Raw genomic sequence first — 22,751 nt, 5'->3', positions numbered from 1 at the left:
GGCGCTTGCTGCCCGCGGGCACACGTGATCCCCACGGGCACGACCGGCACCCGTACCGGCCGTGGGTGTCAGTGGCCGTCCCGGCCCGTGGGCTCGTGCAGTGTGCCGGTGTCCCGCCGGCCGCCGAAGCGGTGCGCGGACCGGTGCGCGTGCCGGTGGTGCGTCGCCGCGCCCGCCATGAGGCTCGCGCCCAGGCAGAAGAGCAGGGCGAGGGCGAGGCCGGCGCTGAAGACCTCGAGCGTGTTCATGGTGGCGATGTGGTTGCCGAGCACCGACACGGGGTAGTGCGGGCCGCCGGAGAGGTTGCCGGCGATGGCCAGGCCGGTGAAGGCGGCCGTCGCGGCGAGGAGGAGCAGGCCGATGAGCAGCATGGGAGTCATCCCCTCAAAGAGTCCTCGGAGAGTCACTCATCGAGGCGGGTACCCAGCCCGCCACCGGCCAGGCGACCCGTCCGGCCCCTTCGAGTGCCGAGGAGCCGAACCGGGAGCGCGCACCGCCGGGGAGCCCCGGCGGTGCGCGCTCCCGCGACGGTGTCCGTCAGGCGGCCAGCACCTTCTCCAGGGAGGCGAGCGCCGAGCGCAGTTCCTCCTCGGTGATGGTCAACGGCGGCGCCAGCCGGATGGTGGAGCCGTGGGTGTCCTTGGCCAGGACGCCCTCCCGCATCAGGCGCTCGCCGATCTCCCGCCCGGTGCCGATGGCCGGGTCCACGTCCACGCCCGCCCACAGGCCCCGCGAGCGGAAGCCGACGACACCACGGCCGACCAGCTCGGCGAGCCCCTCGTGCAGCACCTTGCCCAGCTCGGCCGCCCGGAGCTGGTACTCGCCCGTCTCCAGGAGTTCGACGACCGCCGTGCCGACCGCCGCGGCCAGCGGGTTGCCGCCGAACGTCGACCCGTGCTCACCCGGCCGCAGCACCCCGAGCACCTCCCGGGACCCGACGACCGCGGACACCGGCACGATGCCGCCGCCGAGCGCCTTGCCCAGCAGCACGAGGTCCGGAACGACATCCTCGTGGTCGACGGCGAGCGTGCGCCCGGTGCGGCCGAGGCCCGACTGGATCTCGTCCGCGATGAACAGGCAGCCCTTGCGGCGGGTCAGCTCCCGTACGCCGGCGAGGTAGCCGTCGTCGGGGATGAGCACGCCGGCCTCGCCCTGGATCGGCTCGATCAGCACCGCCGCCGTCGTCTCGTCGACCGCCGCCTCCAGGGCCGCCAGATCGTTGTACGGGACGACCTTGAAGCCCGGCGTGAACGGCCCGAAGCCCGACCGTGCCGTCTCGTCCGTGGAGAAGCTGACGATGGTCGTCGTACGGCCGTGGAAGTTGTCCGCGGCGACCACGATCGTCGCCCGGTCGGCCGGGACGCCCTTGACCTCGTACGCCCACTTGCGGGCGACCTTGATGCCGCTCTCCACCGCCTCGGCGCCGGTGTTCATCGGCAGCACCATGTCCTGCCCCGTCAGCGCCGCGAGCCGCTCGGCGAACCCGGCGAGGCGGTCGTTGTGGAACGCCCGCGAGGTGAGGGTGAGCAGGTCGAGCTGGCGGTGGGCCGCCTCCGTCAGCACGGGGTGGCGGTGACCGAAGTTCAGCGCCGAGTAACCGGCCAGCATGTCGAGGTAGCGGCGGCCCTCGACGTCCTCCACCCAGCTGCCCTCGGCACGGGCCACGACCACGGGCAGCGGATGGTAGTTGTGCGCGAGGACCGGCTCCTCGGCCTCGATCAGCTCCGCGGAGGTACGGGTACGGGCGGGTGCGGTCATCAGCGGATCTCCTGGGTGCAGCACTTGATTCCGCCGCCGGCCTTGTGGAACTCGGACAGGTCGACGGGGACGGGGACGTAGCCGCGGTCGGCGAGCTGTTCGGCCAGGGCCGTGGCCCCGGGCGAGATGAAGACGTGGTGGCCGTCCGAGACGGAGTTCAGGCCGAAGGCCATGGCGTCCTCGCGGGTGGCGATCAGCGCGTCCGGGTACAGCCTGGCGAGCACCTCGCGGCTGCCCGGCGAGAACGCGTCCGGGTAGTAGGCGATGTTCCCGTCGCCCTCGTCGTCGAGGACGAACAGCGCCGTGTCCAGGTGGTAGAAGTACGGGTCCACCAGGGTCAGGCCGATCACCGGGGCGCCGAGGAACTCCTGCGCCTCGCGATGGGCCTCACGGGTGGTGCGGAAGCCGGTGCCGGCGAGGATCCAGCGGCCGGCCGGGACGAAGTCGCCCTCGCCCTCGCACACCGACTCGGGGCGGTAGACGTCGAAGCCGGCCGACTTGAACCACGTGTCGTAGGGAAGGGACTCCGGACGGCGCTCGGGCGCGCGGAACAGGGAGCCGAAGGCCCGGCCGTCCACGACCACCGCCGCGTTGGCGGCGAAGACCATGTCGGGCAGTCCGGGCACGGGCTCCACGGTGTCGACGGTGTGGCCGTGGGCGCGGTAGACGCGTGTCAGCTCGTGCCACTGCTCCTGGGCCAGGGGCACGTCCACGGGGACGTCGGGATGCATCCAGGGATTGATCGCGTACTGCACGGCGAAGTGTCTGGGTTCGCAGACGAGGAAGCGCCGCCGGCGCGGCACACGGGATTCGGGCACAGAGGGGTTCCTCCGCTTCCTGGGTGGCTACAGGGTTGGCACAAAGGTAGGAAGTGGCGCAGACGAACGACAAGAAACAAAAGCTGCGCGTTGAAGCAGCGATGCTGCGTCTTCCCGGCCCTCAGCGCACGTCTGATGCGTCCTGCGGGGCAGGCTGGCTGGCGCCCGCCTCAGGACTGTCCGGCAGCAGGTGGGACAGCACCATCACGCTGATCGTCTTGCGGATGAACGGCTCCGTACGGATGCGTTCCAGCACCTCCTCGAAGTGCTCCACGTCCCGCGCCCGCACATGCAGCAGCGCGTCCGCGCCGCCGGTCACCGTCATCGCCGCCGTGATCTCCGGATGGTGGCGCACCACCTCGGCCAGCCGCCGCGGCGGGGCCGCGCCCTCGCAGTACACCTCGACGTACGCCTCCGTGCGCCAGCCCAGCGCCGCGGGCTTCACCGTGGCCGTGAACCCGGTGATCACACCGCTCTCACGCAGCCGGTCCACGCGCCGCTTGACGGCCGTCGCGGACAGGCCGATGGCGGCGCCGATCTCGGCGAAACTGCTGCGCGCGTTCCCCATCAGAGCGGTGAGGATCTTTCGGTCGAGTTCGTCGAACGGTGCCGTCCTGCTGTTCATGGCCGCACTGTATCCAGCGCGGACGCCGTCCGGCCCGGACGCCGGTGCCCGGCACATGTCACACCGTGCTGTTCGCCCCTACACTCCACGTTCATGCTGCGCGCCCTCGCCGTCGACGACGAACGCCCCTCGCTCGAGGAGCTGCTGTACCTCCTGAACGCAGATCCCCGGATCGCCGGGGTGGAGGGCGCCGGCGACGCGACCGAGGCGCTGCGCCGTATCAACCGGGCGCTGGAGTCCGGCCCGGACGGACCCGACGCGATCGACGTCGTCTTCCTCGACATCCACATGCCGGGCCTCGACGGCCTCGACCTGGCCCGGCTCCTCAACGGGTTCGCCCAGCCGCCGCTGATCGTGTTCGTCACCGCCCACGAGGACTTCGCCGTGCAGGCCTTCGACCTCAAGGCCGTCGACTACGTGCTCAAGCCCGTGCGCAAGGAACGCCTCGCCGAGGCCGTCCGCCGCGCCGCCCAACTGCGCGGCGCCGCCCCGCGGATACCGGTCAGCGAGCCCGACCCCGACCATCTTCCCGTCGAACTCGGCGGAGTGACCCGCTTCGTGGCCGTCGAGGACATCACCCACGTCGAGGCACAGGGCGACTACGCCCGGCTGCACACCGGCAGGGGCAGCCACCTCGTGCGCATCCCGCTGTCCACCCTGGAGGAGCGCTGGCGCGGCCGCGGCTTCGTCCGCATCCACCGCCGGTACCTGGTGGCCCTGCGCCACATCGGTGAACTGCGCCTGGACGCGGGCACGGTGAGCGTCCTGGTCGGCACCGGGGAACTCCAGGTCAGCCGACGGCACGCGCGCGAACTGCGCGAGCTGCTGATCCGCCGCACCGCGCGCTAGGGAGCCATACGCCATGCCGCAGGATTCGAGCGAACGCCGTGTCGTCGTCACCGGTCCGCCCCGCCGCACCCGCCGGGCCCCGGTCCACTACCGCCCGCGCACGGAGATCGACGAGCAGACCACCCTCGGCCACACCTACGTCCGCTCCCTGATGCGCAGCCAACTGCGCGCCGGTCTCACGGTGTTCGCGGTGCTCGTGCTCCTCGTCGGCCCGCTGCCGCTGGTGTTCGCCGCGGCCCCCGATGCCCGCAGACTGAAGTGGGCGGTCCTCGGCTTCGGCCTCTACGCCCCGCTGGTTCTGCTCGCCCGCTGGTACGTGCGCCGCGCCGAACGCAACGAACGCGACTTCGTACGGCTCGTCGGAGACCGCTGAGCCACGTGAACTCCGCCTACACCGTCCCCGCCGTCGCCCTCGTCGTGGTCGCCACGATCCTCGTCGGCGCCTTCGGCCTGCGCATCTCCCGCACCACCTCCGACTTCTACGTCGCCTCCCGCACCGTGGGCCCGCGCCTGAACGCGGCCGCCATCAGCGGCGAGTACCTCTCCGCTGCCTCCTTCCTCGGCATAGCCGGACTGGTCCTCGTCCAGGGCGCCGACATGCTGTGGTACCCCGTCGGCTACACGGCCGGCTACCTGGTCCTGCTGCTGTTCGTCGCCGCGCCGCTGCGCCGGTCCGGGGCCTACACCCTGCCCGACTTCGCCGAGGCCCGGCTCGCCTCCCAGGGCGTGCGGCGGCTCGCGGGCGCCTTCGTCGTCGGCGTCGGCTGGCTGTACCTGCTGCCGCAGCTCCAGGGAGCCGGACTCACCCTGGCCGTCCTGACCGGGGCGCCCGACGCGCTCGGCGCGCTGATCGTCGCCGTGGTCGTGGTGGCCATCGTCGCCGCGGGCGGAATGCGCAGCATCACCTTCGTCCAGGCCTTCCAGTACTGGCTGAAACTGACCGCGCTGCTCGTCCCCGCCCTCTTCCTCGTCCTCGCCTGGCAGGGCGACGGGGCACCACGCGCCTACGACGAACCGGCCGCCTTCCGCGAGCAGCGCACCGTGCGCGTCGCGGAAACCCTCGACCTCAGGCTGGAGCGCCCGCTCACCGTCACCGTGACCGGCACCGTCGACGGCCGCGCCCACCGCGAGCGGCGGGTGAGCCTGCCCGCCGGGACGCACCGCGTCGACGGCGGCACCCGGCTCACCTTCGCCCGGGGCGCCCAGGTCCCGGCTGCCACAGCCCACGGCGGCAGCGGAGGCATGTCCACCTCACTGGCCGCGGGCCGGGAGGAACGCCCGCTGTACGCCACCTACGGGCTGATCCTCGCCACCTTCCTCGGCACCATGGGCCTGCCGCACGTCGTCGTCCGCTTCTACACCAGCCCGCACGGCGTGGCCGCCCGCCGCACCACGGTGGCCGTGCTCGGCCTGATCGGCGCCTTCTACCTGCTGCCCCCGGTGTACGGCGCCCTCGGCCGCGTCTACGCCCCCGAACTCACCCTCACCGGCAGCGCGGACGCCGCCGTGCTGCTGCTGCCCGACCGGGTGGTCGGCGGCCTCGGCGGCGACCTGCTGGGCGCGCTGGTCGCGGGCGGCGCGTTCGCGGCGTTCCTGTCGACCGCCTCCGGCGTGACCATGGCGGTGGCCGGAGTGCTCACCCAGGACGTGCTGCCCTCGCGCGGCGTGCGCCACTTCCGGCTCGGCACGGTGCTCGCCATGGCCGTACCGCTCGCCGCGAGCGTCCTGGTCGGGGGGCTGCCCGTCGCCGACGCCGTCGGACTCGCCTTCGCGGTGTCCGCCTCCTCCTTCTGCCCGCTGCTCGTCCTCGGCATCTGGTGGCGGCGGCTCACCCCGCCCGGCGCCGCCGCCGGGATGCTGGCGGGCGGTGGCGCGGCGCTCGTCGCCGTCGCCGTGACCATGGCCGGCTTCCCCGGCGACGGGCCGCTGCACGCGCTGCTCGCCTGGCCCGCCCTGTGGTCGGTGCCGCTGGGCTTCCTCACGATGACGCTGGTGTCCCTGGCCACGCCCGGCCGGGTCCCGGCCGGTACTGCGGCCGTCCTGGCCCGGTTCCATCTGCCCGAGCAGCTGCGGGCGGAGGTGACGGGATGAGCGGCTTCCTCGCCGGGCTGTGCGTGGCCGCGCTGCCGCTGCTCGCCGCCGGTTACTGGCTCGGCCGGCGCACCGCCCGACCGCAGAGCCTCGGCGGGCTCGGTACCCCCGTCGAGCACGCCACCTTCCAGACCCTGCACGCCGCCTCACTCGCGGCGCCCCCGCTACGGGCCGGGCTGACCGAGGAGACCGCCCGCAAGTCGGCCCGCCGGCTGCGCTCCCTGCTCGGCACCGACGCGCTGTGCCTCACGGACGACGAGCGGGTCCTCGCCTGGGACGGTGTGGGCGGCCATCACCGCACCGAGATCATGGAACGCCTCGCCGGGCCCCTGGAGACCGGCCGCGGCGAGGCATTCCGGCTCACCTGCCGGACCCCGGACTGCCCGGTGCGCTGGGTCGTCGTCACCCCGCTCACCGTCGACGACCGCGTCCACGGCGCCCTCGTCGCCTGCGCACCCCGGGAGTCGGCCGTGCTGGCCCGCGCCGCGGCCGAGGTCGCCCGCTGGGTCTCCGTACAGCTGGAGCTCGCCGACCTCGACCGGTCGCGCACCCGGCTCATCGAGGCCGAGATCAAGGCCCTGCGCGCGCAGATCTCCCCGCACTTCATCTTCAACTCGCTCGCGGTGATCGCCTCGTTCGTCCGCACCGATCCCGAGCGGGCCCGGGACCTGCTGCTGGAGTTCGCCGACTTCACCCGCTACTCGTTCCGCAGGCACGGCGACTTCACCACGCTCGCCGACGAACTCCACGCCATCGAGCACTATCTGGCGCTCGTACGCGCCCGCTTCGGCGACCGGCTTTCGGTCACCCTCCAGATCGCGCCCGAGGTGCTTCCCATCGCGCTGCCGTTCCTGTGCCTGCAACCCCTGGTGGAGAACGCCGTCAAGCACGGCCTGGAGGGCAAGACCGGCACCTGCCACATCAGGATCACCGCGCGGGACGCGGGCGCCGAGGCGGTGGTCGTCATCGAGGACGACGGCGCCGGCATGGACCCCGGCCTGCTGCGCCGCATCCTCGCGGGTGAGGACAGCCCGTCCGGCGGCATCGGCCTGTCCAACGTCGACGACCGGCTCCGCCAGGTCTACGGCGACGACCACGGACTGGTCATCGAGACCGCGCGGGGCGCGGGCATGAAGATCAGCGCCCGGCTGCCGAAGTACCAGCCGGGCGTCCACTCGGCGACGCGGCTCACCGGGGAGTGAGCCGCCTCAGGTGCCGCGTGTGACCACCAGGCCCAGCGTCACCAGGCCCAGCACGACCCAGCCGAACCACAGCCAGCCGTTGCCGCCGAGCGCCACCGTGTAGGCCGTCACCGCGACGAGCGCGCCGACGGTGAGCGCCCCCATCGCCTTCGTGGAACCGTCCGTGGAACCGTGCATCGCGGCACCCTCCTCCTGGTCCGTAACCTCCATGGTGCCCCGGTTCGGCCCATTGGCATCCCCTACAACAGGCCTGTTCGCCTCCCCCGGCCCCCGGCCGCCGGGCCGCCCCGCGGGAACGCGCAGGGGGCGCGGCATCGCTGCCGCGCCCCCTGCCCGTCCGGTCGCCGGCCGGCTCAGTTGCTCCGGGCGTTCAAGGACGCCAGGTACGCGTTGTACGCCTCGAGTTCCTTGTCGCCGTCGCGGTCCGCGGCGCGGTCCCTGCGGCGGGCCTGGCGCTGTTCGGAGCCGTACCACTGGAAGAGCAGGGCCAGCAGCACCAGGACCGAGGGAATCTCGCTGAACGCCCAGGCGATACCGCCGGCCGCGGACTGGTCGGTCAGGGCGTCGATGCCGAGCGAGGCGGGCGGGTTACGGAAGGTGCCGACCATGGGCGTGGTCCCCATCATCAGCGCGACGCCGAAGAACGCATGGAACGGCATGCCCGCGAACAGCTCCAGCATCCGCATGAGGTGGCCCGGCCGGTTCGGGCCCGGGTCGACGCCCATGATCGGCCAGAAGAACACCAGGCCCACCGCGAGGAAGTGCACCATCATCGCGATGTGCCCGGCCCGCGAGCCCATCAGGAAGTCGAAGATCGGCGTGAAGTAGAGGGCGTACAGGCTCGCCACGAACATCGGGATGGTGAAGGCGGGGTGCGTGACGACCCGCAGATACCGGCTGTGCAGCAGGACGAGCAGCAGCTCACGCGGCCCCTTGCGGCCCCGCCCGGCCACCGGCAGCGCACGCAGCGCCAGCGTGATCGGACCGCCGAGCAGGATCAGGATCGGCGACAGCATGCTGATGATCATGTGCTGGACCATGTGCACGCTGAACATGACCATGCCGTAGTCGTTCAGCCTGGTGCACATCACCAGGCCCACGGTCAGCACACCGATGACGTACGCCACCGTGCGGCCCACCGGCCAGGTGTCGCCGCGCCGCCGCAGCCGCGCCACACCCCAGCCGTACAGGCCGAGCCCCAGCAGGCAGGCGACGAGGAAGAACGGGTCCGCGGACCACTCGAGGCCGCGTCCCAGCGTGAACGGCGGCAGATCGTGCGTCATGCCGTGCCCGCTGTGATCCATCCGCCGGCTCCTGATTCGTGGGGATTGGGTGCTGTCTGTCCACAGCTGTCTGTCCGCACCCAGACTAGAGCCGCCCCCGGCCGCGTCTGCGACCGGGGGCGGCGGGGACGTGCGGCGTGTTCTACAGCACGCACTCCGCCTCGGCGTACCGCTCCGCGGGGACCGTCTTGAGGGTCGCCACCGCCTCGGCCAGGGACACCATCACGATGTCCGTGCCGCGCAGTGCCGTCATCCGGCCGAACTCCCCGCGGTGCACCGCCTCCACGGCGTGCCAGCCGAACCGGGTCGCCAGCACCCGGTCGTACGCCGTCGGGGTGCCGCCGCGCTGGACGTGCCCGAGGATCACCGGGCGGGCCTCCTTGCCGAGCCGCTCCTCCAGTTCGAGGGCGAGCTGCCGGGCGACGCCCGCGAAGCGCTCGTGGCCGTAGACGTCCTTGCCGCCCTCGTCGAAGTCCATGGAGCCCGCCCTGGGCTTGGCACCCTCCGCGGCCACGACGATCGCGAACCGCTTGCCCGCCGCGAACCGTTCGCCGACTTTCGCCGCCAACTCCTCGATGTCGAAGGGGCGTTCGGGGACGACGATGGCGTGGGCGCCGGCCGCCATGCCCGAGTGGAGCGCGATCCAGCCGGTGTGCCGCCCCATGACCTCCACGATCAGCACCCGCTGGTGCGACTCGGCGGTGGTCTTCAGCCGGTCCAGGGCCTCGGTGGCGACGGTCACGGCCGTGTCGAAGCCGAAGGTGAGGTCCGTGACCGCGATGTCGTTGTCGATGGTCTTGGGCACGCCGACGATCGGCAGGCCGTTGTCCGACAGCAGCCGGGCCGCCTTGAGCGTTCCCTCACCGCCGATCGGGATGATCGCGTCGAGCCCCAGCTCCTCGACATGGCCCCTGGCCCGCTGCACGCCGTCCCGCAGATGCTCGGGACGGACCCGGGAAGAGCCGAGGATGGTCCCGCCGCGGGCGAGGATGCCGCTCACCGCGTCGAGGTCGAGCTTGAGGTAGTCGCACTCCAGGAGACCCTTCCAGCCGTCGCGGAAGCCGATGACCTCGTCGCCGTGATCGACGACGGCACGGTGCACGACGGACCGGATGACGGCGTTCAGGCCGGGACAGTCGCCGCCGGAGGTGAGGACGCCAATGCGCATAGCCCGGATAACCTTCTCAACGTGGGCGCGGGGACCGGACCACGCTGTCCGGTCGGTCCCCGCCACCCTAGCGGCACCGGGCGGTGGGGCCGAACCGTGCGTCCGCCTGCTGGACGGGCCCGCTCACCTGTGCGGACACCGTGTCAGACGGGCTCCCGCCGGGGCCTTCCCCGCGGGCCGCCGCGGGCCTGTTCCGGCGCGCGCGACGGTCCCCGCACGGGCTGCCGAGCGGCTGTTTACGCGGGCTGCTGCTGCGCCGCCGCGATGCGCTCGTTGCGCAGCGCCTCGTACCAGTGGTCGTCGATCGGGGGCAGCGCGTTGACGTCGAGCGCCAGCTTCAGCAGCAGGTCCGCGATCAGCGGGTTGCGGGCCAGCACCGGGCCGTGCATGTACGTGCCGAAGACGGTGTCGTTGTACGCGCCCTCCGTGCCGTCGCCCGTACCGTTACCCCGGCCCATGCGCACCTGGGCGAACGGGCGGGCGGTGGGGCCGAGGTGGGTGACGCCCTGGTGGTTCTCGAACCCTGTCAGCGGGGGCAGGCCCAGCCGCGCGTCGATGTCGCCCAGCACGTCGCCGACGCACCGCTCGCCCTCACCGCGCACCGACACGACGTCGAGCAGACCGAGCCCCGGCTCGCGCTGCCCGAGGTCGTTGATGAACTCGTGCCCGAGGATCTGATACCCGGCGCAGACGGAGAAGACGATCGCGCCGTTCTCCACCGCTCTGGGCAGACTGCCGTCGCGGCGCAGCCGCTCCGCCGCCAGCCGCTGCGGCCGGTCCTCGCCGCCGCCGATCAGGTAGATGTCGCCGGAGGTCGGGATCGGCTGGTCACTGCGCACGTCGAGACGGGCCACGTCCAGGCCGCGCTGGCGGGCCCGGCGCTCCACCACGAGGGCGTTGCCCTGGTCGCCGTAGGTGCTCAGCAGGTCCGGGTAGATCCACACCAGCCGCAGTTGGTTGTCACTCATGAAGTGGTCGTCCTTTGTGGTCAGTTGCCGACGCGGCGGCGCAGGTCCTGGAACGCGGTGTAGTTGGCGATGACCTCGATCCGGCCGGGCGGGGCCTGCTGCACGGCCTGGTCCAGGCTCTCGCAGACCTGGAACTGCTGGTCGGCGACCTCCAGACGCACCGCGAGGTCCAGCTTCCGGTCCCCGAGCACGAAGAGCGGGTGGCCGGTCAGACGCGTGTAGTCGACGTCCCACAGCCAGGACGTGTCGGTGCCGTCCGCGCCGCGCGCGTTGACCGACAGGATGACCGGGGTGGGCGGCGGGTCGATCAGCGAGAACGTCTCCAGCCAGCCGGCCGGGTTCTTCGCCAGCAGCAGACGCAGGTCGCGGCCCTGGAACTGCACGACGTCATAGCGGCCGGCGACCGCCTGCACCTGGTACATCCGCTCCAGGGCGACCTGCGGCGGCACCCCGAAGACGGCGGCGACGGCCGCCGAGGAGGTGGCGTTGGCCTTGTTGGCGCGGCCCGGCAGCTGAAGGTGGATCGGCCAGGCCGAGCCGTGCGGGTCGAGGACGTGGTCGCCGGACAGGGCCCAGGTGGGGGTGGGCCGGCGGAAGCCGCACTCGCCGCAGTACCAGTCGTCGCCCGGGCGCTGCATCACTCCGCCGCAGGAGGGGCAGGACCAGGCGTCGTCCTTCCACATCTGCCCGGCGGCCACCCAGACCACGTTGGGGGACGAGGACGCCGCCCACACCACCAGGGGGTCGTCGCAGTTGGCGACGAGCACGGCCTTGGAGCCGCTGAGCGCCTCACACCAGTTCTCGGCGAGCATCCGGGTCTCGGCGGCCCGGTCGAGCTGGTCGCGGGAGAGGTTGAGCAGCGCGATGCACTTGGGGTCGGTGTCCCGGGCGACGCCCGCGAGGTACTTCTCGTCGACCTCTATGACGCCGAACTTCGCGTCCGAGCCGCCGGCCAGCGCCGAGGTGATGCCCGCGGGCATGTTCGCGCCGAGCGCGTTGGAGACGACGGGGCCCGCGGCCCGCAGCGCCTCCGCGATGAGGCGGGTGGTGGTGGTCTTGCCGTTCGTCGCCGAGACCAGGATCACGTCCAGGTGCTGGGCGAGCCGTGCGAGCAGATCGGGGTCGAGCTTCAGGGCCACCCGGCCGCCGATCACCGAACCGCTGCCGCGTCCCGCTGCACGCGATGCCGCCGCGACCGCCTTGCCCGCGGTCACGGCCAGCTTGGCCCGCGGCGTGAGCGGGTCCGAGTTGCCTGCCATCAGTCCTCGATCCTCCTTGCGTACGCGCCGCGTCCTGGGTCATCCGGCAACGTGGTGTGGACCTCAGCCTATCGATATCCGTTGATGCTCCCGAATCCCGGCCCATGCCGACGCGGCAGGCAGGGGCACAGGGAACCGTACCCTTGCCGCCATGCGACACGGCTCGATACCGGGCGCCCGCGGGCGCGTCCGGCCCCTTTCCCTGCTCGGCAGCCCCGTTCTGCACGCCCCCTGCGAGGAGGTCACCGACTTCGGACCCGAACTGGCCCAGGTGGTGGAGGACTTGTTCGCGACCATGTACGCGGCCCGCGGAGTGGGCCTCGCCGCGAACCAGATCGGGCTGCCGCTGCGCGTCTTCGTGTACGACTGCCCGGACGACGAGGAGGTGCGCCACCTCGGTCATCTGGTCAATCCGCGGCTGGTGGAGGCGGACGGCGTGGTGATCCGCGGGCCGGAGGGCTGCCTGTCCCTGCCGGGCCTCGAGGCGGGGACGGAACGCCACGACCACGCGGTCGTCGAGGGCTTCACGATGACCGGGGAACCGGTCACCGTGCACGGGACGGGCTTCTTCGCACGCTGCCTCCAGCACGAGTGCGACCACCTCGACGGCCGGGTCTACGCCGACCGCCTCACAGGCTGGCGCCGCACCCGCCTACAACGCCAGGCCGCCCGAGCCCCGTGGAGCCGATGAGCCTCCACCCGGGGCCAGTGCCTGCGGCACGGCGGGGCCGGCGAGCCTGCGCACGGGTCCATGGGCCGGCTGCTGCCCGTACGGCACGGTGGGGGGTCCTCCGCGCGGGGGCGAGCCGCAGGCCGTCCGAGCGGCGCCCTGGATCTGTGAGTCTCCGCACCGGGCCGCGGGCCGGCGGCCCCGAGTGCTTCGGTGACGGCGGCCGGGCTGAAGCTCCGCCCAGCCGGGCCCCACGTCGGCGCCGCGCGGTGACGGGCGCTGCGCCGCGCGGTCGGGCCTGCGGTGGCCCCGCGCGGCGCGGAGGGTTGGGGCGGCGCCGTGCGATGAAGGGGACCGCGCCGCATGGTCGGGGTGGCGATGGCGCGCCACGCGCCGCCCGTGCGCTGCGTTGCACGGTCAGGCCTGCGGTCGGGGCGCGCGGTGATGGGGCCGTGCGTGGTTCAGAAGCCGGGGCCGCCCAGTTTGTCGCCTACTGCTGCCAGGCGGCCCCACAGGAGGTCTGCCAGGCTGCGGACCAGTTCCGCTCGCGGGCACGGGCGTTCGCCCAGCCACCAGTCGCCGGCCGCGTGCATCATGCCGACGATGCCGTGGCCCCAGACGCGGGCCAGCTGCTGCCCGGACGGCCCCAGGTCGAGGCGCTCCTCGATGACCCGGGCCAGCTCCTCGCCCATGCGGCGCAGCAGCGGGGCGGAGTGCTTGCCGACGTCGAAGCCCTGGTCGGTGCCCTGGCCGCCCTCCGCCGGGTGCATCAGGAAGCGGTAGACCTGCGGGCGGGCCTCGATGGCCGCGAGGTAGGTGTCCAGCGTCGACTCGACGCGCTCCCGCCGGTCGGAGGGAGCGTCCAGCGCGGCCCGCAGGGAGTCGAGCAGGGCGTCGGTGTGCCGCTGGGCGAGGGCCGCGTACAGCCCGCCCTTGTCGCCGAAGTGGCGGTAGAGGATCGGCTTGGTGATGCCGGCCTCGGCGGCGATGGCGTTCATCGACGCGTGCGGGCCGTCGCGCAGCACCACCCGGTCGGCGGCCTCCAGCAGCTCGCGCCGTCGGCGGTCGGCGGACCGCTGCTGATCGCTCCGCTGCCTGGTGTCCATGAGATCTCCCCACCCGTACTGGTTCCGTGACGCCTGCGCAAAGTAACACTGACGGGGCCGGATGCCTCGAACGGGCTGCCGGGGAACCGCCAGGAGTCGACTTCCCCTACCGGCCGGTAACACAGTACGGTTACCGCAAGTAACACGCAGGTGCGCGCTGGAGGGGACATGGCCGAGTTCACCATGGAGCTCAACGACGAGCAGAAGGAGGTCAGGGACTGGCTGCACGGCTTCGCGGCCGATGTGATCCGCCCCGCCGCCGCCGAGTGGGACGAGCGCGAGGAGACCCCCTGGCCGGTGATCCAGGAGGCCGCCAAGGTCGGCATCTACTCCCTCGACTTCTACGCCCAGCAGTACTTCGACGCCACCGGCCTCGGCATCCCGATGGCCATGGAGGAACTGTTCTGGGGCGACGCGGGTATCGCCCTGTCCATCGTCGGCACCGGCCTCGCCGCCGTGGGCGTCCTCGCCAACGGCACCGAGGAGCAGATCGGCACCTGGATCCCGCAGATGTACGGCGAACCGAACGATGTGAAGGTCGCCGCCTTCTGCTCCTCCGAGCCCGACGCCGGCTCCGACGTCGCCTCGATGCGCACCCGCGCGGTGTACGACGAGGCCAAGGACGAGTGGGTGATCAACGGCACCAAGACCTGGGCGACCAACGGCGGCATCGCCAACGTGCACGTGGTCGTCGCCTCCGTCGACCCCGGCCTCGGCTCCAAGGGCCACGCCTCCTTCATCGTCCCGCCGGGCACCCCGGGACTGACGCAGGGCCAGAAGTTCAAGAAGCACGGCATCCGGGCCTCGCACACCGCCGAGGTGGTCCTGGACGGCGTACGGGTCCCCGGGTCCTGCCTGCTCGGCGGCAAGGAGAAGCTGGACGAGCGGCTCGCCCGCGCCCGGGAGAAGGCCCGGAAGGGCGGGGACCGGGTGAAGAACGCCGCGATGGCCACCTTCGAGGCGTCCCGCCCCGCCGTCGGCGCCATGGCGGTCGGCACCGCCCGGGCCGCCTACGAGGTCGCCCTCGACTACGCCAGGACGCGCGAGCAGTTCGGCCGGCCGATCATCGACAACCAGGGCGTCGCCTTCCAGCTCGCCGACATGCGCACGCAGATCGACGCCGCCCGGCTGCTGGTCTGGCGGGCCTCGTGGATGGCCGTCAACGGCAGGCCCTTCGAAGCCGCCGAGGGCTCGATGTCCAAGCTGTTCGCCAGCGAGACCGCGAAGAAGGTCACGGCCCAGGCCATCCAGATCCTCGGCGGCAACGGCTACACCCGGGAGTACCCGGTGGAGCGGATGCACCGCGACGCGGGCATCTACACCATTTTCGAAGGGACCAGCGAGATCCAGCGGCTGGTGATCTCCCGCACGATCTCGGGCATGCCGATCCGCTAACGGTGTCGCAGCGGCGTCAGTTGCTCGATGTCGTAGCGCTTTCTGAGGGCCTCGATCGCCGCGTGGTCCGGCGGGCCCCCGTCCCCCAGGATCTCCAGGAGTTCCTCGAAGTACCGCTCGTGGTCCGGTGGCGGAGACGCCTGGAAGAACATCTTGGCGGGGGAGTCGGTCGGGTTGGCGAAGGCGTGCGGGCAGCCGGGCGGGACGACGATGACCGTGCCCGGGGTCGCCCGCACCACGCGACTGCCGGAGGAGGACTCCCACCGCTGCCAGTGGTCGGGGGTCCGGATCCGTGGCTCGAAGGCGAGCACGTCCAGCTCACCTTCGAGCACGTAGAACAACTCCTCGCTGCGCGTGTGCACATGGGCGCCGACGTCGAAGCCCGGGGGGACCTCCACCTCGAAGGTGGAGGCCGCCCGCGAGTGCGTGCCGGTCACCTTGAACGTCACCCGCTGGGCCGGCGCCTCGACGATGCGGCCCTGGCCCGGCGGTACGAGCAGTCCGTCCGTGGTCATCGCCGGATCACCACGCCACCGGCAGGGCCTCGGGCCCCCGGATCAACGCGCCCTTCCTGAAGGGCACTTGTTCGGGCGGCACCGCGAGCCGCAGGTTCGGCACCCGGTCCAGCAGGGCGTCGACCAGCAACTCCAACTCCATTCGGGCCAGTTGGTCGCCCGGGCAGTAGTGCGGGCCGAAACCGAACGCCACGTGCGGGTTCGGGCTGCGCGTGAGGTCGAGCGTCCCGGGGTCGGGGAAGACGTCCGGGTCGCGGTTGGCGGCCAGGTACGACACGTAGACCGCGTCGCCCGCCCGGATCCGCACCCCCTTGATCTCCACGTCCTCCAGGGCGATCCGGGACAGCCCGACCGCGTTGCGGTGCGGGATGTGGCGCAGCAGTTCGTCGACGGCCGAAGGGCGGATCTCCCGGTCCGCGCGCAGCCGGCCGGCCAGCTCGGGGCGGGTCAGCAGGAGGTAGAACATCTGCCCGCTGTTGCTGGTGACCGCCTCGCCGCCGATCTGGAGCAGCACCGCGAGCCCCACGGCCTCCGCCAGGCCGATCTCACCGCGGGCCACGGCGGTCCCGAGCAGCGAGGCGATGTCCTCCCCGGCACTGTCCGCGCGGGCGTCGACGAGTTCGGCGAAGTACGTGCCCATCTCCTCCCTGGCCTGCTCGCTGACGGCGGCGCCGTGCGAGGAGGACAGGATCAGCCGGGTCCAGGCGTGCATGCCCTGCCGGTCCGCGACCGGCACACCCATCAGCTCGCAGATCACGGCGATCGGGAACGGGCTCAGCACCTCGGCGGTCAGGTCGGCGGGCGGGCCGTTGGCGAGCAGGTCGTCGACCAGCTCGTCCAGCATCCGGCGGGCGCTGTCCCGCACCCGCTCGACACCGGACGCGGTGAGGGCGGGGGCGACCGCACGGCGCAGCCGTGTGTGGTCGGGCGGGTCGAGGAAGCCGACCGCGGCCCGGGACGGGACGAAGTGCGGAGCAAGCCGGGTGACCTGCCGGTCGACGACCGCCTCACGGCTGAACCGGGGGTCGTTGGTGACCGTCCGCACGTCGTCCATGCGGGTCACCAGCCACGCCCAGCCCTCGCCGTCGGGCAGCTCGACGCGGGTGACCGGGCCCTGCTCCATGAGCTCGGAGAGCACCGGGTCGAAGGCCACGCCCGGCAGGTCGAGCGCCGGCCAGGGCCGGACCGGCGGCACCGATCCGGTGCGCGCCTCCTCGACGAGTGTCTCCTCCGTCATGCGCCGCCCCCGGTCTGCCAGGAGCCGAGCGACATCTCGGCGGTGATGCCGGGGCCGAACCCGGCGAGCAGTCCGCGCGCCTGGTCCTGGGGGCCGCCTTCCTCGAACAGCCGGCGCAGCGCGTCCAGGACGACGGCGCTGGCGATGTTGCCGTACTCGGTGAGGGTGGCCCGGCTGAACCTGAACGCGTGCGGTTCGACGTTCAGGAACTTGCTCAGGTCGTCCAGGATGCGGGGGCCGCCCGCGTGGATGACGTAGAAGTCCAGGTCGGACGCGTCCCAGCCGTGCACTCCGGCCAGGTCCTGGAGGGCCGGGGCGAGTGGCTCCATGGTGGCGGGCACCCGCTTGTCCAGCAGGAAGTGGAAGCCGGTCGCCCGGACGTCGTAGGCGATCCACTCCTCCGTCTTGGGGATGAGGTACGAGCCGTTGCGCTCCAGCCGGACGCCGGTGCCGCCGCTGCCGCGGACCACGGCGGCGGCGATGCCGTCGCCGAACAGGCCGTTGGAGAGCAGGGAGCCGACGCCGAGGTCGGTGGGCTGGTAGCACAGCGAGCAGAACTCGCAGGCGACGATGAGCGCGTTGGCGTCGGGGTAGGCCGTGCAGAAGTCGTGGGCCCGGTTGATCGCCGCGCCTCCGGCCGCACAGCCCAGCTGGGCTATGGGTATCTGTCGGGTGGTCGACTCGAACTCCATCGCGTTGATCAGCCACGCGGTGAGCGAGGGCATCATGAAGCCCGTGCACGAGACGTAGATGATGACGTCGATGTCCCTGGTGCGGACCTCGGCGTCGTCGAGCGCGCGCTGGATGACGGCGGGGACGCGGGCCTTCGCCTCCTGCTCGTAGAGCTTGTTGCGCTGCTCGAAGCCGGGGTGCTTGAGGGTCTCCTCGATGGGCTGCACGATGTGCCGGGTCTGCACACCGGTGTTCTCGATGAGCCGGAGGGCCAGCGGGAGTTGCGGGTGGTCCGCGTGGCGGGAACGCGCGAGCTCCAGCGTCTCCTCCATCGTGATCACGTGCTCTGGAACGGACACCGAGGGTCTGCACAAAGTCGCCATGAGCCGTGCCTGCTTTCGCCTTCCGGAAGGCCGGTTGCCCCCCGGTCAGAGGGTGGTGCACCCAGAAGGGTGGTCCATCCACGATCACCCGGAGGAGCGACGATCTTCTCGCGGAACTACTCCAATCCGGCGACGGCGCCCAAGCTCCGCCGGACTCGAACGGCTTGACCCCGGCGACCGTGAAACGGCCCCCCGCACCCGAAAACCCCCTGCTCACAGCCTTGCGATCATGCCCGCCGATTCCCCTCGCGACCCGCGCCACCGCCCCCACCACACGAAGATCACTCCCGCGCCTCCCGCACGCCCCCGACCGACCACAGGCATCCGCCTTCAGGAGTACGAGGCGCACCCACCACCGACGCCGTGCGGACAGGCGCGGGCGCTGGGCGGAGGGGAGCGCCGCGCCCGCCGGGCCATGGCCCGCGGCCAGCGTCGCGGAGGTGGTCCCGTCGGCCCGGCCCGTCCGGGCCGGCCGAGGGGGTGCCGCGGAGCGGACGAGGCGGGCCGGTCCGGGCAAGGCGGCCGCGGCGGGTCCGCCGCCGCGGGCCGGGGCGCGGTCTGCCGGGGGCGGTCGCCGGGCGCCGGCGCCGTGCCGAGGAGACCCCCTTGGCTTGGTCGGCCGAAGGCGGGGCACCGCTGCGGACGAGGTCAGGTGTGGCGAGCGGCGGGCGTGCTGAAGTGTCCGCCGGGGAGTGGTCGCCGGTCCGAGCTGGTCGGCTGTGGGCTGGATCGCCGCCGCCGGGCGGGCGAGGCGTGCCGAAGCGCGGTCGGCGTTCCGGCGACCGTCGCGGCTCGGTGCGGTCAGCCGGGGGTGGGGCCGCTGCTGTGGGCGATGCAGGCCACGTCGATGCGGTCGGCCAGCTTGGCCAGTTCGATGGTCAGGGCGGCCACCGTGTCCTCGTCGAGGCCCTCTTGGCCGGCCTCCACCAGACGCAGCCACCGGCCGCCGACCGTGCGCAGCAGCTTGCTCACGTCGGCCGCGGACACCTGCAAGGCACCGCGGTCGTCGACGATCAGAGGCAGAGTCACTTCGCGGTTCACAAAGGGGATCGTAGCCGCGGAAGCCTCACGCCCCGTGCCACACGGTGGTGATGTTGCAGAACTCGCGGATTCCGTGCCCGGACAGCTCACGTCCGTACCCCGACCGCTTCACTCCGCCGAACGGGAGCGCCGGGTGCGAGGCCGTCATCCCGTTGACGTACACGCCGCCCGCCTCCAGGTCCCGTACGAAGCGGTCCACCTCGGCCTCGTCCTCGGTCCAGACGTTCGAACTCAGCCCGAAGAGGGAGTCGTTGGCGATCAGTACCGCCTCGTCGAGATCGGTCGCCCGGTACAGCGTGGCCACCGGTCCGAACGCCTCCTCGCGGTGGATGCGCATCTCACGGGTGATGCCGTCCAGCACGGTCGGCGGGTAGTACCAGCCGGGCGCGTCGGGCCGTTCGCCACCGCACAGCACACCGGCCCCGGCGCGCCGCGCGTCGTCGACGAGCTCCTCCAGATCCGCCCGCCCCCGCTCGCTGGACAACGGCCCGACCTCCGTGTCCTCCCGCATTGGGTCGCCGACCCGCAGCGCCCTCATGCCGGCCACGAAACGCTCGGCGAAGGCGTCGTAGACGTCCGTGTGCACGATGAACCGCTTCGCCGCGATGCAGGACTGGCCGTTGTTCTGCACGCGCGCGGTCACCGCGACCTCGGCGGCCCGGTCGATGTCGGCGGACGGCATCACGATGAACGGGTCGCTGCCGCCCAGCTCCAGCACTGTCTTCTTGATCATCTCTCCGGCGGTGGACGCCACCGCCCGCCCGGCCGGCTCGCTGCCGGTCAGGGTGGCCGCCTTCACTCGCTCGTCGCGCAGGATGTCGTCGACCGCCGCGGAGCCGATCAGCAGGGTCTGGAAGCAGCCCTCGGGGAAGCCCGCCCGGTGGAACAGGTCCTCCAGGTAGAGGGCCGTCTGCGGCACGTTGGACGCGTGCTTGAGCAGGCCGACGTTGCCGGCCATCAGCGCGGGCGCAGCGAAGCGGACCACCTGCCACAGCGGGAAGTTCCAGGGCATGACGGCCAGCACCGGTCCGAGCGGCCGGTAGCGGACCAGGGCGTGGGACGCCCCGGAGTCCTTCACGTCCGCGTCGGCGGGCCGCTCGTCGGCGAGCAGCTCCTCGGCGTGCTCGGCGTACCAGCGCATCGCCTTGGCGCACTTCGCGGCCTCCGCGCGCGCCTGCTTGACCGGCTTGCCCATCTCCGTGGTCATGACACGGGCGATCTCGTCCTGGTCCTCGTCCAGGAGAGCGGCGGCCCTGTTCATCAGCCGGGCCCGCTCGGCGAAGGGCGTCGTCCGGTACGTACGGAACGTGGCCTGCGCGAGCTGGAGCCGGCGCTCGATCTCCTCCTCGCCCAAGGCCTCATACGTCTTGAGCGTCTCGCCGTTGGCCGGGTTCACCGTGGCGATGGACATGACTGACCTCCCCGGGAGCGGGCTGTGCTTCGACCTTCCCGCGCCGCGGTGCCGATCGCAACGCGTGAGGCTCTCGTCAGAGCGAGTGCTCGGCCAGGCGGTCGAGAAACGCGCTCTGGGCCGTGACGATCACCTCGCGGGCCCGGTCCAGACCGACCCAGGCGACCCGGTCGAGCTCCGGGAACTCCTGGGTGCGCCCGGAGCGGGGCGGCCACTCCATGGTGAACGTGCCGGGGACGACCGCAGCCGGGTCGAGGTCGCCCTCGATCGCCCAGGCCGTGACGGTCTTGCCGTTCGTCTGCCGGACCTCGCCCAGCGGCATGGCCTCCCCTTCGGGCGGCGGGAGCCCCAGCTCCTCCTGGAACTCGCGGCGGGCCGCGTCCCAGGCGGGTTCCTCCGGCTCGTACTCGCCCTTCGGGACCGTCCACGCCCCCGCTTCCCGCCGGGCGAAGAAGGGGCCGCCCATGTGTCCGAGGAGCACCTCCAGTCCGTCGCCGGAGCGCCGGAACAGCAGCAGACCGGCGCTGCGCCGCCCCCGCCGGGACTCCCGCCGGGCGGTCATGGCGCGATCTCCGGGTGCGCGGCCAGCAGCGTCGTGACGGTGTCGGCGTCCTCGGGCCGCTTGTCCTCCCGGTAGCGCACGACCCGGGCGAAGCGGAGGGTGACGCCCGCCGGGTAGCGGGTGGAGCGCTGCAGGCCGTCGTAGGCGATCTCGACGACGAGTTCGGGGCGTACGGTCACCACCCAGCTGTCGTCCTCCACGGCGAGCCGGCGCAGCCGCTCCGTCTGCCAGGTGAGCATCGCGTCCGTCATGCCCTTGAACGTCTTGCCGAGCATCGCGAAGCCGCCGTCGGCGGTGCGTGCGCCCAGGTGCAGGTTGGACAGCTTGCCGGTGCGGCGGCCGTGGCCCCACTCGGCGGCCAGGACCACCAGGTCCAGGGTGTGCACCGGCTTCACCTTGAGCCAGGACGCGCCGCGCCGGCCCGCGCTGTAGGCGGCGTCGAGGGCCTTGACGACCACGCCCTCGTGGCCGCGCCGCAGGGTCTCGGCCAGGAACCGTTCGGCCTCGCCCACGTCGTCAGGACCGGACACCAGGGTGCGCCTGACCCGCATCGGCTCCGGCACCAGACGGGCCAGCTCGGCGTGGCGGTCGGTCAGCGGCAGGTCGAGCAGGTCGCGGTCGCCGACGGACAGCGCGTCGAAGAAGACGGGGGAGACGGGGACCGCCTCGGCGGCCGTGGCCACGTCCACGCGCGAGCCCACGCGTCCGGCGGTCTCCTGGAACGAGCGGGGCCGCCCGTCCGCCCCGAAGGAGATGACCTCGCCGTCCAGGATGAACCGCTCGCCGCGCAACTCCCGTGTGACTGCCGTCAGTTCCGGAAGCCGGTCGGTGATGTCGTCCAGGGTGCGGGTGTGCACCCGTACGGTGTCGCCGTCCCGGTGGACCTGCACCCGGATGCCGTCGAGCTTCTCCTCGACGACGCACGCGCCGAGCTTCTCGACCGCCTCGGCCACGGAGGAGGCGCTGTGCGCCAGCATCGGCAGGACCGGGCGGCCGACGGTGAGCCGGAAGCGCTCCAGTGCCGGCGGGCCGTCCCCGAGCAGGGCCCGCGCCACCGTCTGCAACGATCCGGCCAGCATCACCGCCCGCCGCACGTCCGCCGGGGGCGCGCCCGTCGCCCCGGCCAGGGCCTCGACGGCGATGGCGTCCAGCGCGCCCTGCCGGACCTCCCCGGTGAGCAGCCCCAGCAGGAACCGCTGCTCGTCCTCGGTCGCCGCGCCCATCAACTCACCAACGAGCCGGGCGCGTTCGGCCTGCGAGCCGGGGCCGGAGACCTTGCCGAGTTCGCTCAGCCGGGCATCCACCTCGTGCACGGTGAGCGACGCCTCGGCGGCCGGGGCGACCCGGCGGCCGAGCACCTTCCAGCCCACTCCGAGCCGCCCCTGCGGCAGCCGTCCCGCGAGATACGGAATGACGACCGGCACGTCCTCGGACCCGGCCTCCCGGAACAACTCCGCGAGCAGAGCCGTCTTCCGTGACCGGGCCGAGGCGGCGGCCACCTCCCGCGACACCTGAGCCAACCGGGCAAGCAGCATGCAGCCATGGTGCAACGCACGGCGCCGCCCCACACCCGGGCCTGCCACGCGCCCGCTCGCCGGCCTGCTGGTGGACGCGGCCCGGTGCGAGGACGGGGCCCGCACGCGGGTGTGTCCAGGCAACGGGGAGGGCAGGGGCCCTGCCCGTACGCGGCTACCCCTTCACCCGCGGGCGTCGCCCTGCGGAGGGGGCTGCCGTGCGC

22 protein-coding genes and 1 pseudogene are annotated in these 22,751 nt (G+C 72.6%); 6 read left to right on the top strand and 17 right to left on the bottom strand.

The annotated features are described in order from the left end of the window. Positions 1-68 precede the first annotated feature (68 nt). The 4 genes from ACIP4X_RS13790 to ACIP4X_RS13775 all read right to left on the bottom strand — a co-directional run bounded on the left by ACIP4X_RS13790 (position 69) and on the right by ACIP4X_RS13775 (position 3,201). Positions 69-380, bottom strand: a complete 312-nt coding sequence (locus tag ACIP4X_RS13790) for a hypothetical protein (protein ID WP_391454878.1) — start codon at positions 378-380, stop codon at positions 69-71. 157 nt (positions 381-537) lie between these two features. After that, positions 538-1,758 (bottom strand): ornithine--oxo-acid transaminase, encoded by a 1,221-nt coding sequence (gene rocD, locus ACIP4X_RS13785; RefSeq protein ID WP_358731607.1) that lies wholly within the window; start codon positions 1,756-1,758, stop codon positions 538-540. After that, on the bottom strand, positions 1,758-2,576 hold the full coding sequence (ddaH, locus tag ACIP4X_RS13780) for a dimethylargininase (protein WP_401348324.1): 819 nt from the start codon (positions 2,574-2,576) through the stop codon (positions 1,758-1,760). The genes rocD and ddaH overlap by 1 nt, the downstream gene beginning before the upstream one ends. A 121-nt stretch (positions 2,577-2,697) precedes the next feature. Continuing rightward, positions 2,698-3,201, bottom strand: a complete 504-nt coding sequence (locus tag ACIP4X_RS13775) for an Lrp/AsnC family transcriptional regulator (RefSeq protein WP_358731604.1) — start codon at positions 3,199-3,201, stop codon at positions 2,698-2,700. Positions 3,202-3,294: 93 nt separating this feature from the next. On the opposite strand from ACIP4X_RS13775, the gene ACIP4X_RS13770 reads away from it, so the two are divergent. From ACIP4X_RS13770 to ACIP4X_RS13755, 4 genes are read left to right on the top strand one after another with little or no spacing between them, the layout of a single operon-like run. Further along, positions 3,295-4,050 carry a LytTR family DNA-binding domain-containing protein gene (locus tag ACIP4X_RS13770; RefSeq protein WP_358731603.1) on the top strand — a complete coding sequence of 252 codons (756 nt, stop codon included), beginning with the start codon at positions 3,295-3,297 and terminating at the stop codon, positions 4,048-4,050. A gap of 13 nt (positions 4,051-4,063) precedes the next feature. Further along, positions 4,064-4,423, top strand: coding sequence for a hypothetical protein (locus tag ACIP4X_RS13765; protein ID WP_358731601.1), 360 nt, complete (start codon positions 4,064-4,066; stop codon positions 4,421-4,423). A 5-nt stretch (positions 4,424-4,428) separates the two neighbouring features. After that, a complete protein-coding gene (locus ACIP4X_RS13760) occupies positions 4,429-6,141 on the top strand; it encodes a cation acetate symporter (protein WP_358731599.1) in 1,713 nt (570 codons plus the stop codon). After that, on the top strand, positions 6,138-7,343 hold the full coding sequence (locus ACIP4X_RS13755; protein WP_358731598.1) for a histidine kinase: 1,206 nt from the start codon (positions 6,138-6,140) through the stop codon (positions 7,341-7,343). Before ACIP4X_RS13760 ends, ACIP4X_RS13755 begins: the two co-directional genes overlap by 4 nt. 6 nt (positions 7,344-7,349) lie before the next feature. Here the strand turns inward: ACIP4X_RS13755 and ACIP4X_RS13750 are convergent, their stop codons facing one another. The 5 genes from ACIP4X_RS13750 to ACIP4X_RS13730 all read right to left on the bottom strand — a co-directional run bounded on the left by ACIP4X_RS13750 (position 7,350) and on the right by ACIP4X_RS13730 (position 12,021). Continuing rightward, complete coding sequence (locus ACIP4X_RS13750; protein ID WP_358731596.1) at positions 7,350-7,520, bottom strand: hypothetical protein; 171 nt, start codon at positions 7,518-7,520, stop codon at positions 7,350-7,352. 176 nt (positions 7,521-7,696) lie between these two features. Next, the gene (locus ACIP4X_RS13745; RefSeq protein ID WP_358731595.1) at positions 7,697-8,647 is read right to left on the bottom strand and encodes a cytochrome c oxidase assembly protein; all 951 of its coding nucleotides are present in this window, start codon (positions 8,645-8,647) and stop codon (positions 7,697-7,699) included. A gap of 121 nt (positions 8,648-8,768) precedes the next feature. Then, a complete protein-coding gene (locus ACIP4X_RS13740) occupies positions 8,769-9,794 on the bottom strand; it encodes an ATP-dependent 6-phosphofructokinase (protein WP_391454877.1) in 1,026 nt (341 codons plus the stop codon). A 236-nt stretch (positions 9,795-10,030) separates the two neighbouring features. Further along, positions 10,031-10,762, bottom strand: a complete 732-nt coding sequence (locus tag ACIP4X_RS13735; RefSeq protein ID WP_358731592.1) for a glutamine amidotransferase — start codon at positions 10,760-10,762, stop codon at positions 10,031-10,033. Positions 10,763-10,782: 20 nt separating this feature from the next. Next, the gene (locus tag ACIP4X_RS13730) at positions 10,783-12,021 is read right to left on the bottom strand and encodes a MurT ligase domain-containing protein (RefSeq protein ID WP_401348316.1); all 1,239 of its coding nucleotides are present in this window, start codon (positions 12,019-12,021) and stop codon (positions 10,783-10,785) included. Between the two features lie 151 nt (positions 12,022-12,172). Here ACIP4X_RS13730 and def point away from each other — a divergent pair, with 151 nt between their 5' ends. Beyond that, the gene (def, locus tag ACIP4X_RS13725; protein ID WP_401348313.1) at positions 12,173-12,712 is read left to right on the top strand and encodes a peptide deformylase; all 540 of its coding nucleotides are present in this window, start codon (positions 12,173-12,175) and stop codon (positions 12,710-12,712) included. Positions 12,713-13,152: 440 nt separating this feature from the next. On the opposite strand, the gene ACIP4X_RS13720 is transcribed toward def, so the two are convergent. Beyond that, a complete protein-coding gene (locus ACIP4X_RS13720; protein ID WP_358731588.1) occupies positions 13,153-13,797 on the bottom strand; it encodes a TetR family transcriptional regulator in 645 nt (214 codons plus the stop codon). A 168-nt stretch (positions 13,798-13,965) separates the two neighbouring features. Between ACIP4X_RS13720 and ACIP4X_RS13715 the strand changes: the two genes are divergently transcribed. Next, positions 13,966-15,192 carry an acyl-CoA dehydrogenase family protein gene (locus tag ACIP4X_RS13715; RefSeq protein WP_358731587.1) on the top strand — a complete coding sequence of 409 codons (1,227 nt, stop codon included), beginning with the start codon at positions 13,966-13,968 and terminating at the stop codon, positions 15,190-15,192. Here the strand turns inward: ACIP4X_RS13715 and ACIP4X_RS13710 are convergent. The 7 genes and pseudogenes from ACIP4X_RS13710 to ACIP4X_RS13680 form a co-directional block, all read right to left on the bottom strand. Then, positions 15,189-15,707 (bottom strand): cupin domain-containing protein, encoded by a 519-nt coding sequence (locus ACIP4X_RS13710; RefSeq protein ID WP_358731585.1) that lies wholly within the window; start codon positions 15,705-15,707, stop codon positions 15,189-15,191. The genes ACIP4X_RS13715 and ACIP4X_RS13710 overlap by 4 nt on opposite strands. A gap of 7 nt (positions 15,708-15,714) precedes the next feature. After that, entirely contained in the window at positions 15,715-16,944 is a 1,230-nt protein-coding gene (locus ACIP4X_RS13705) for a cytochrome P450 (RefSeq protein ID WP_358731583.1), read from the bottom strand. Continuing rightward, a pseudogene (locus ACIP4X_RS13700) lies at positions 16,941-18,008 on the bottom strand (type III polyketide synthase); the annotation flags it as partial. The gene ACIP4X_RS13705 and the pseudogene ACIP4X_RS13700, both read right to left, overlap by 4 nt. 792 nt (positions 18,009-18,800) lie before the next feature. Further along, positions 18,801-19,040, bottom strand: a complete 240-nt coding sequence (locus tag ACIP4X_RS13695) for a DUF6213 family protein (protein WP_358731581.1) — start codon at positions 19,038-19,040, stop codon at positions 18,801-18,803. Positions 19,041-19,065: 25 nt separating this feature from the next. Next, positions 19,066-20,451, bottom strand: coding sequence for an NADP-dependent succinic semialdehyde dehydrogenase (locus ACIP4X_RS13690; RefSeq protein WP_401348308.1), 1,386 nt, complete (start codon positions 20,449-20,451; stop codon positions 19,066-19,068). A gap of 76 nt (positions 20,452-20,527) precedes the next feature. After that, a complete protein-coding gene (locus ACIP4X_RS13685) occupies positions 20,528-21,013 on the bottom strand; it encodes an NUDIX domain-containing protein (protein WP_391454872.1) in 486 nt (161 codons plus the stop codon). After that, positions 21,010-22,548 (bottom strand): ATP-dependent DNA ligase, encoded by a 1,539-nt coding sequence (locus ACIP4X_RS13680; protein ID WP_401348304.1) that lies wholly within the window; start codon positions 22,546-22,548, stop codon positions 21,010-21,012. The genes ACIP4X_RS13685 and ACIP4X_RS13680 overlap by 4 nt, the downstream gene beginning before the upstream one ends. Between the last annotated feature and the right edge of the window lie 203 nt (positions 22,549-22,751).

It is taken from the genome of Streptomyces sp. NPDC088817, from assembly GCF_044750345.1.
Lineage (GTDB): Bacteria > Actinomycetota > Actinomycetes > Streptomycetales > Streptomycetaceae > Streptomyces.
The sequence above is the reverse complement of the archived record's forward strand: the minus strand, read 5'-3'. Positions and strand labels throughout refer to the sequence as shown.

Bases quoted from the DNA above. Each gene is read 5' to 3' on its own strand.
- ACIP4X_RS13790 (WP_391454878.1), bottom strand. From the start codon at position 380: ATGACTCCCATGCTGCTCATCGGCCTGCTCCTCCTCGCCGCGACGGCC.
- rocD (WP_358731607.1), bottom strand. From the start codon at position 1,758: ATGACCGCACCCGCCCGTACCCGTACCTCCGCGGAGCTGATCGAGGCC.
- ACIP4X_RS13775 (WP_358731604.1), bottom strand. From the start codon at position 3,201: ATGAACAGCAGGACGGCACCGTTCGACGAACTCGACCGAAAGATCCTC.
- ACIP4X_RS13770 (WP_358731603.1), top strand. From the start codon at position 3,295: ATGCTGCGCGCCCTCGCCGTCGACGACGAACGCCCCTCGCTCGAGGAG.
- ACIP4X_RS13765 (WP_358731601.1), top strand. From the start codon at position 4,064: ATGCCGCAGGATTCGAGCGAACGCCGTGTCGTCGTCACCGGTCCGCCC.
- ACIP4X_RS13755 (WP_358731598.1), top strand. From the start codon at position 6,138: ATGAGCGGCTTCCTCGCCGGGCTGTGCGTGGCCGCGCTGCCGCTGCTC.
- ACIP4X_RS13750 (WP_358731596.1), bottom strand. From the start codon at position 7,520: ATGCACGGTTCCACGGACGGTTCCACGAAGGCGATGGGGGCGCTCACC.
- ACIP4X_RS13745 (WP_358731595.1), bottom strand. From the start codon at position 8,647: ATGGATCACAGCGGGCACGGCATGACGCACGATCTGCCGCCGTTCACG.
- ACIP4X_RS13740 (WP_391454877.1), bottom strand. From the start codon at position 9,794: ATGCGCATTGGCGTCCTCACCTCCGGCGGCGACTGTCCCGGCCTGAAC.
- ACIP4X_RS13735 (WP_358731592.1), bottom strand. From the start codon at position 10,762: ATGAGTGACAACCAACTGCGGCTGGTGTGGATCTACCCGGACCTGCTG.
- ACIP4X_RS13730 (WP_401348316.1), bottom strand. From the start codon at position 12,021: ATGGCAGGCAACTCGGACCCGCTCACGCCGCGGGCCAAGCTGGCCGTG.
- def (WP_401348313.1), top strand. From the start codon at position 12,173: ATGCGACACGGCTCGATACCGGGCGCCCGCGGGCGCGTCCGGCCCCTT.
- ACIP4X_RS13720 (WP_358731588.1), bottom strand. From the start codon at position 13,797: ATGGACACCAGGCAGCGGAGCGATCAGCAGCGGTCCGCCGACCGCCGA.
- ACIP4X_RS13715 (WP_358731587.1), top strand. From the start codon at position 13,966: ATGGCCGAGTTCACCATGGAGCTCAACGACGAGCAGAAGGAGGTCAGG.
- ACIP4X_RS13710 (WP_358731585.1), bottom strand. From the start codon at position 15,707: ATGACCACGGACGGACTGCTCGTACCGCCGGGCCAGGGCCGCATCGTC.
- ACIP4X_RS13705 (WP_358731583.1), bottom strand. From the start codon at position 16,944: ATGACGGAGGAGACACTCGTCGAGGAGGCGCGCACCGGATCGGTGCCG.
- ACIP4X_RS13690 (WP_401348308.1), bottom strand. From the start codon at position 20,451: ATGTCCATCGCCACGGTGAACCCGGCCAACGGCGAGACGCTCAAGACG.
- ACIP4X_RS13685 (WP_391454872.1), bottom strand. From the start codon at position 21,013: ATGACCGCCCGGCGGGAGTCCCGGCGGGGGCGGCGCAGCGCCGGTCTG.
- ACIP4X_RS13680 (WP_401348304.1), bottom strand. From the start codon at position 22,548: ATGCTGCTTGCCCGGTTGGCTCAGGTGTCGCGGGAGGTGGCCGCCGCC.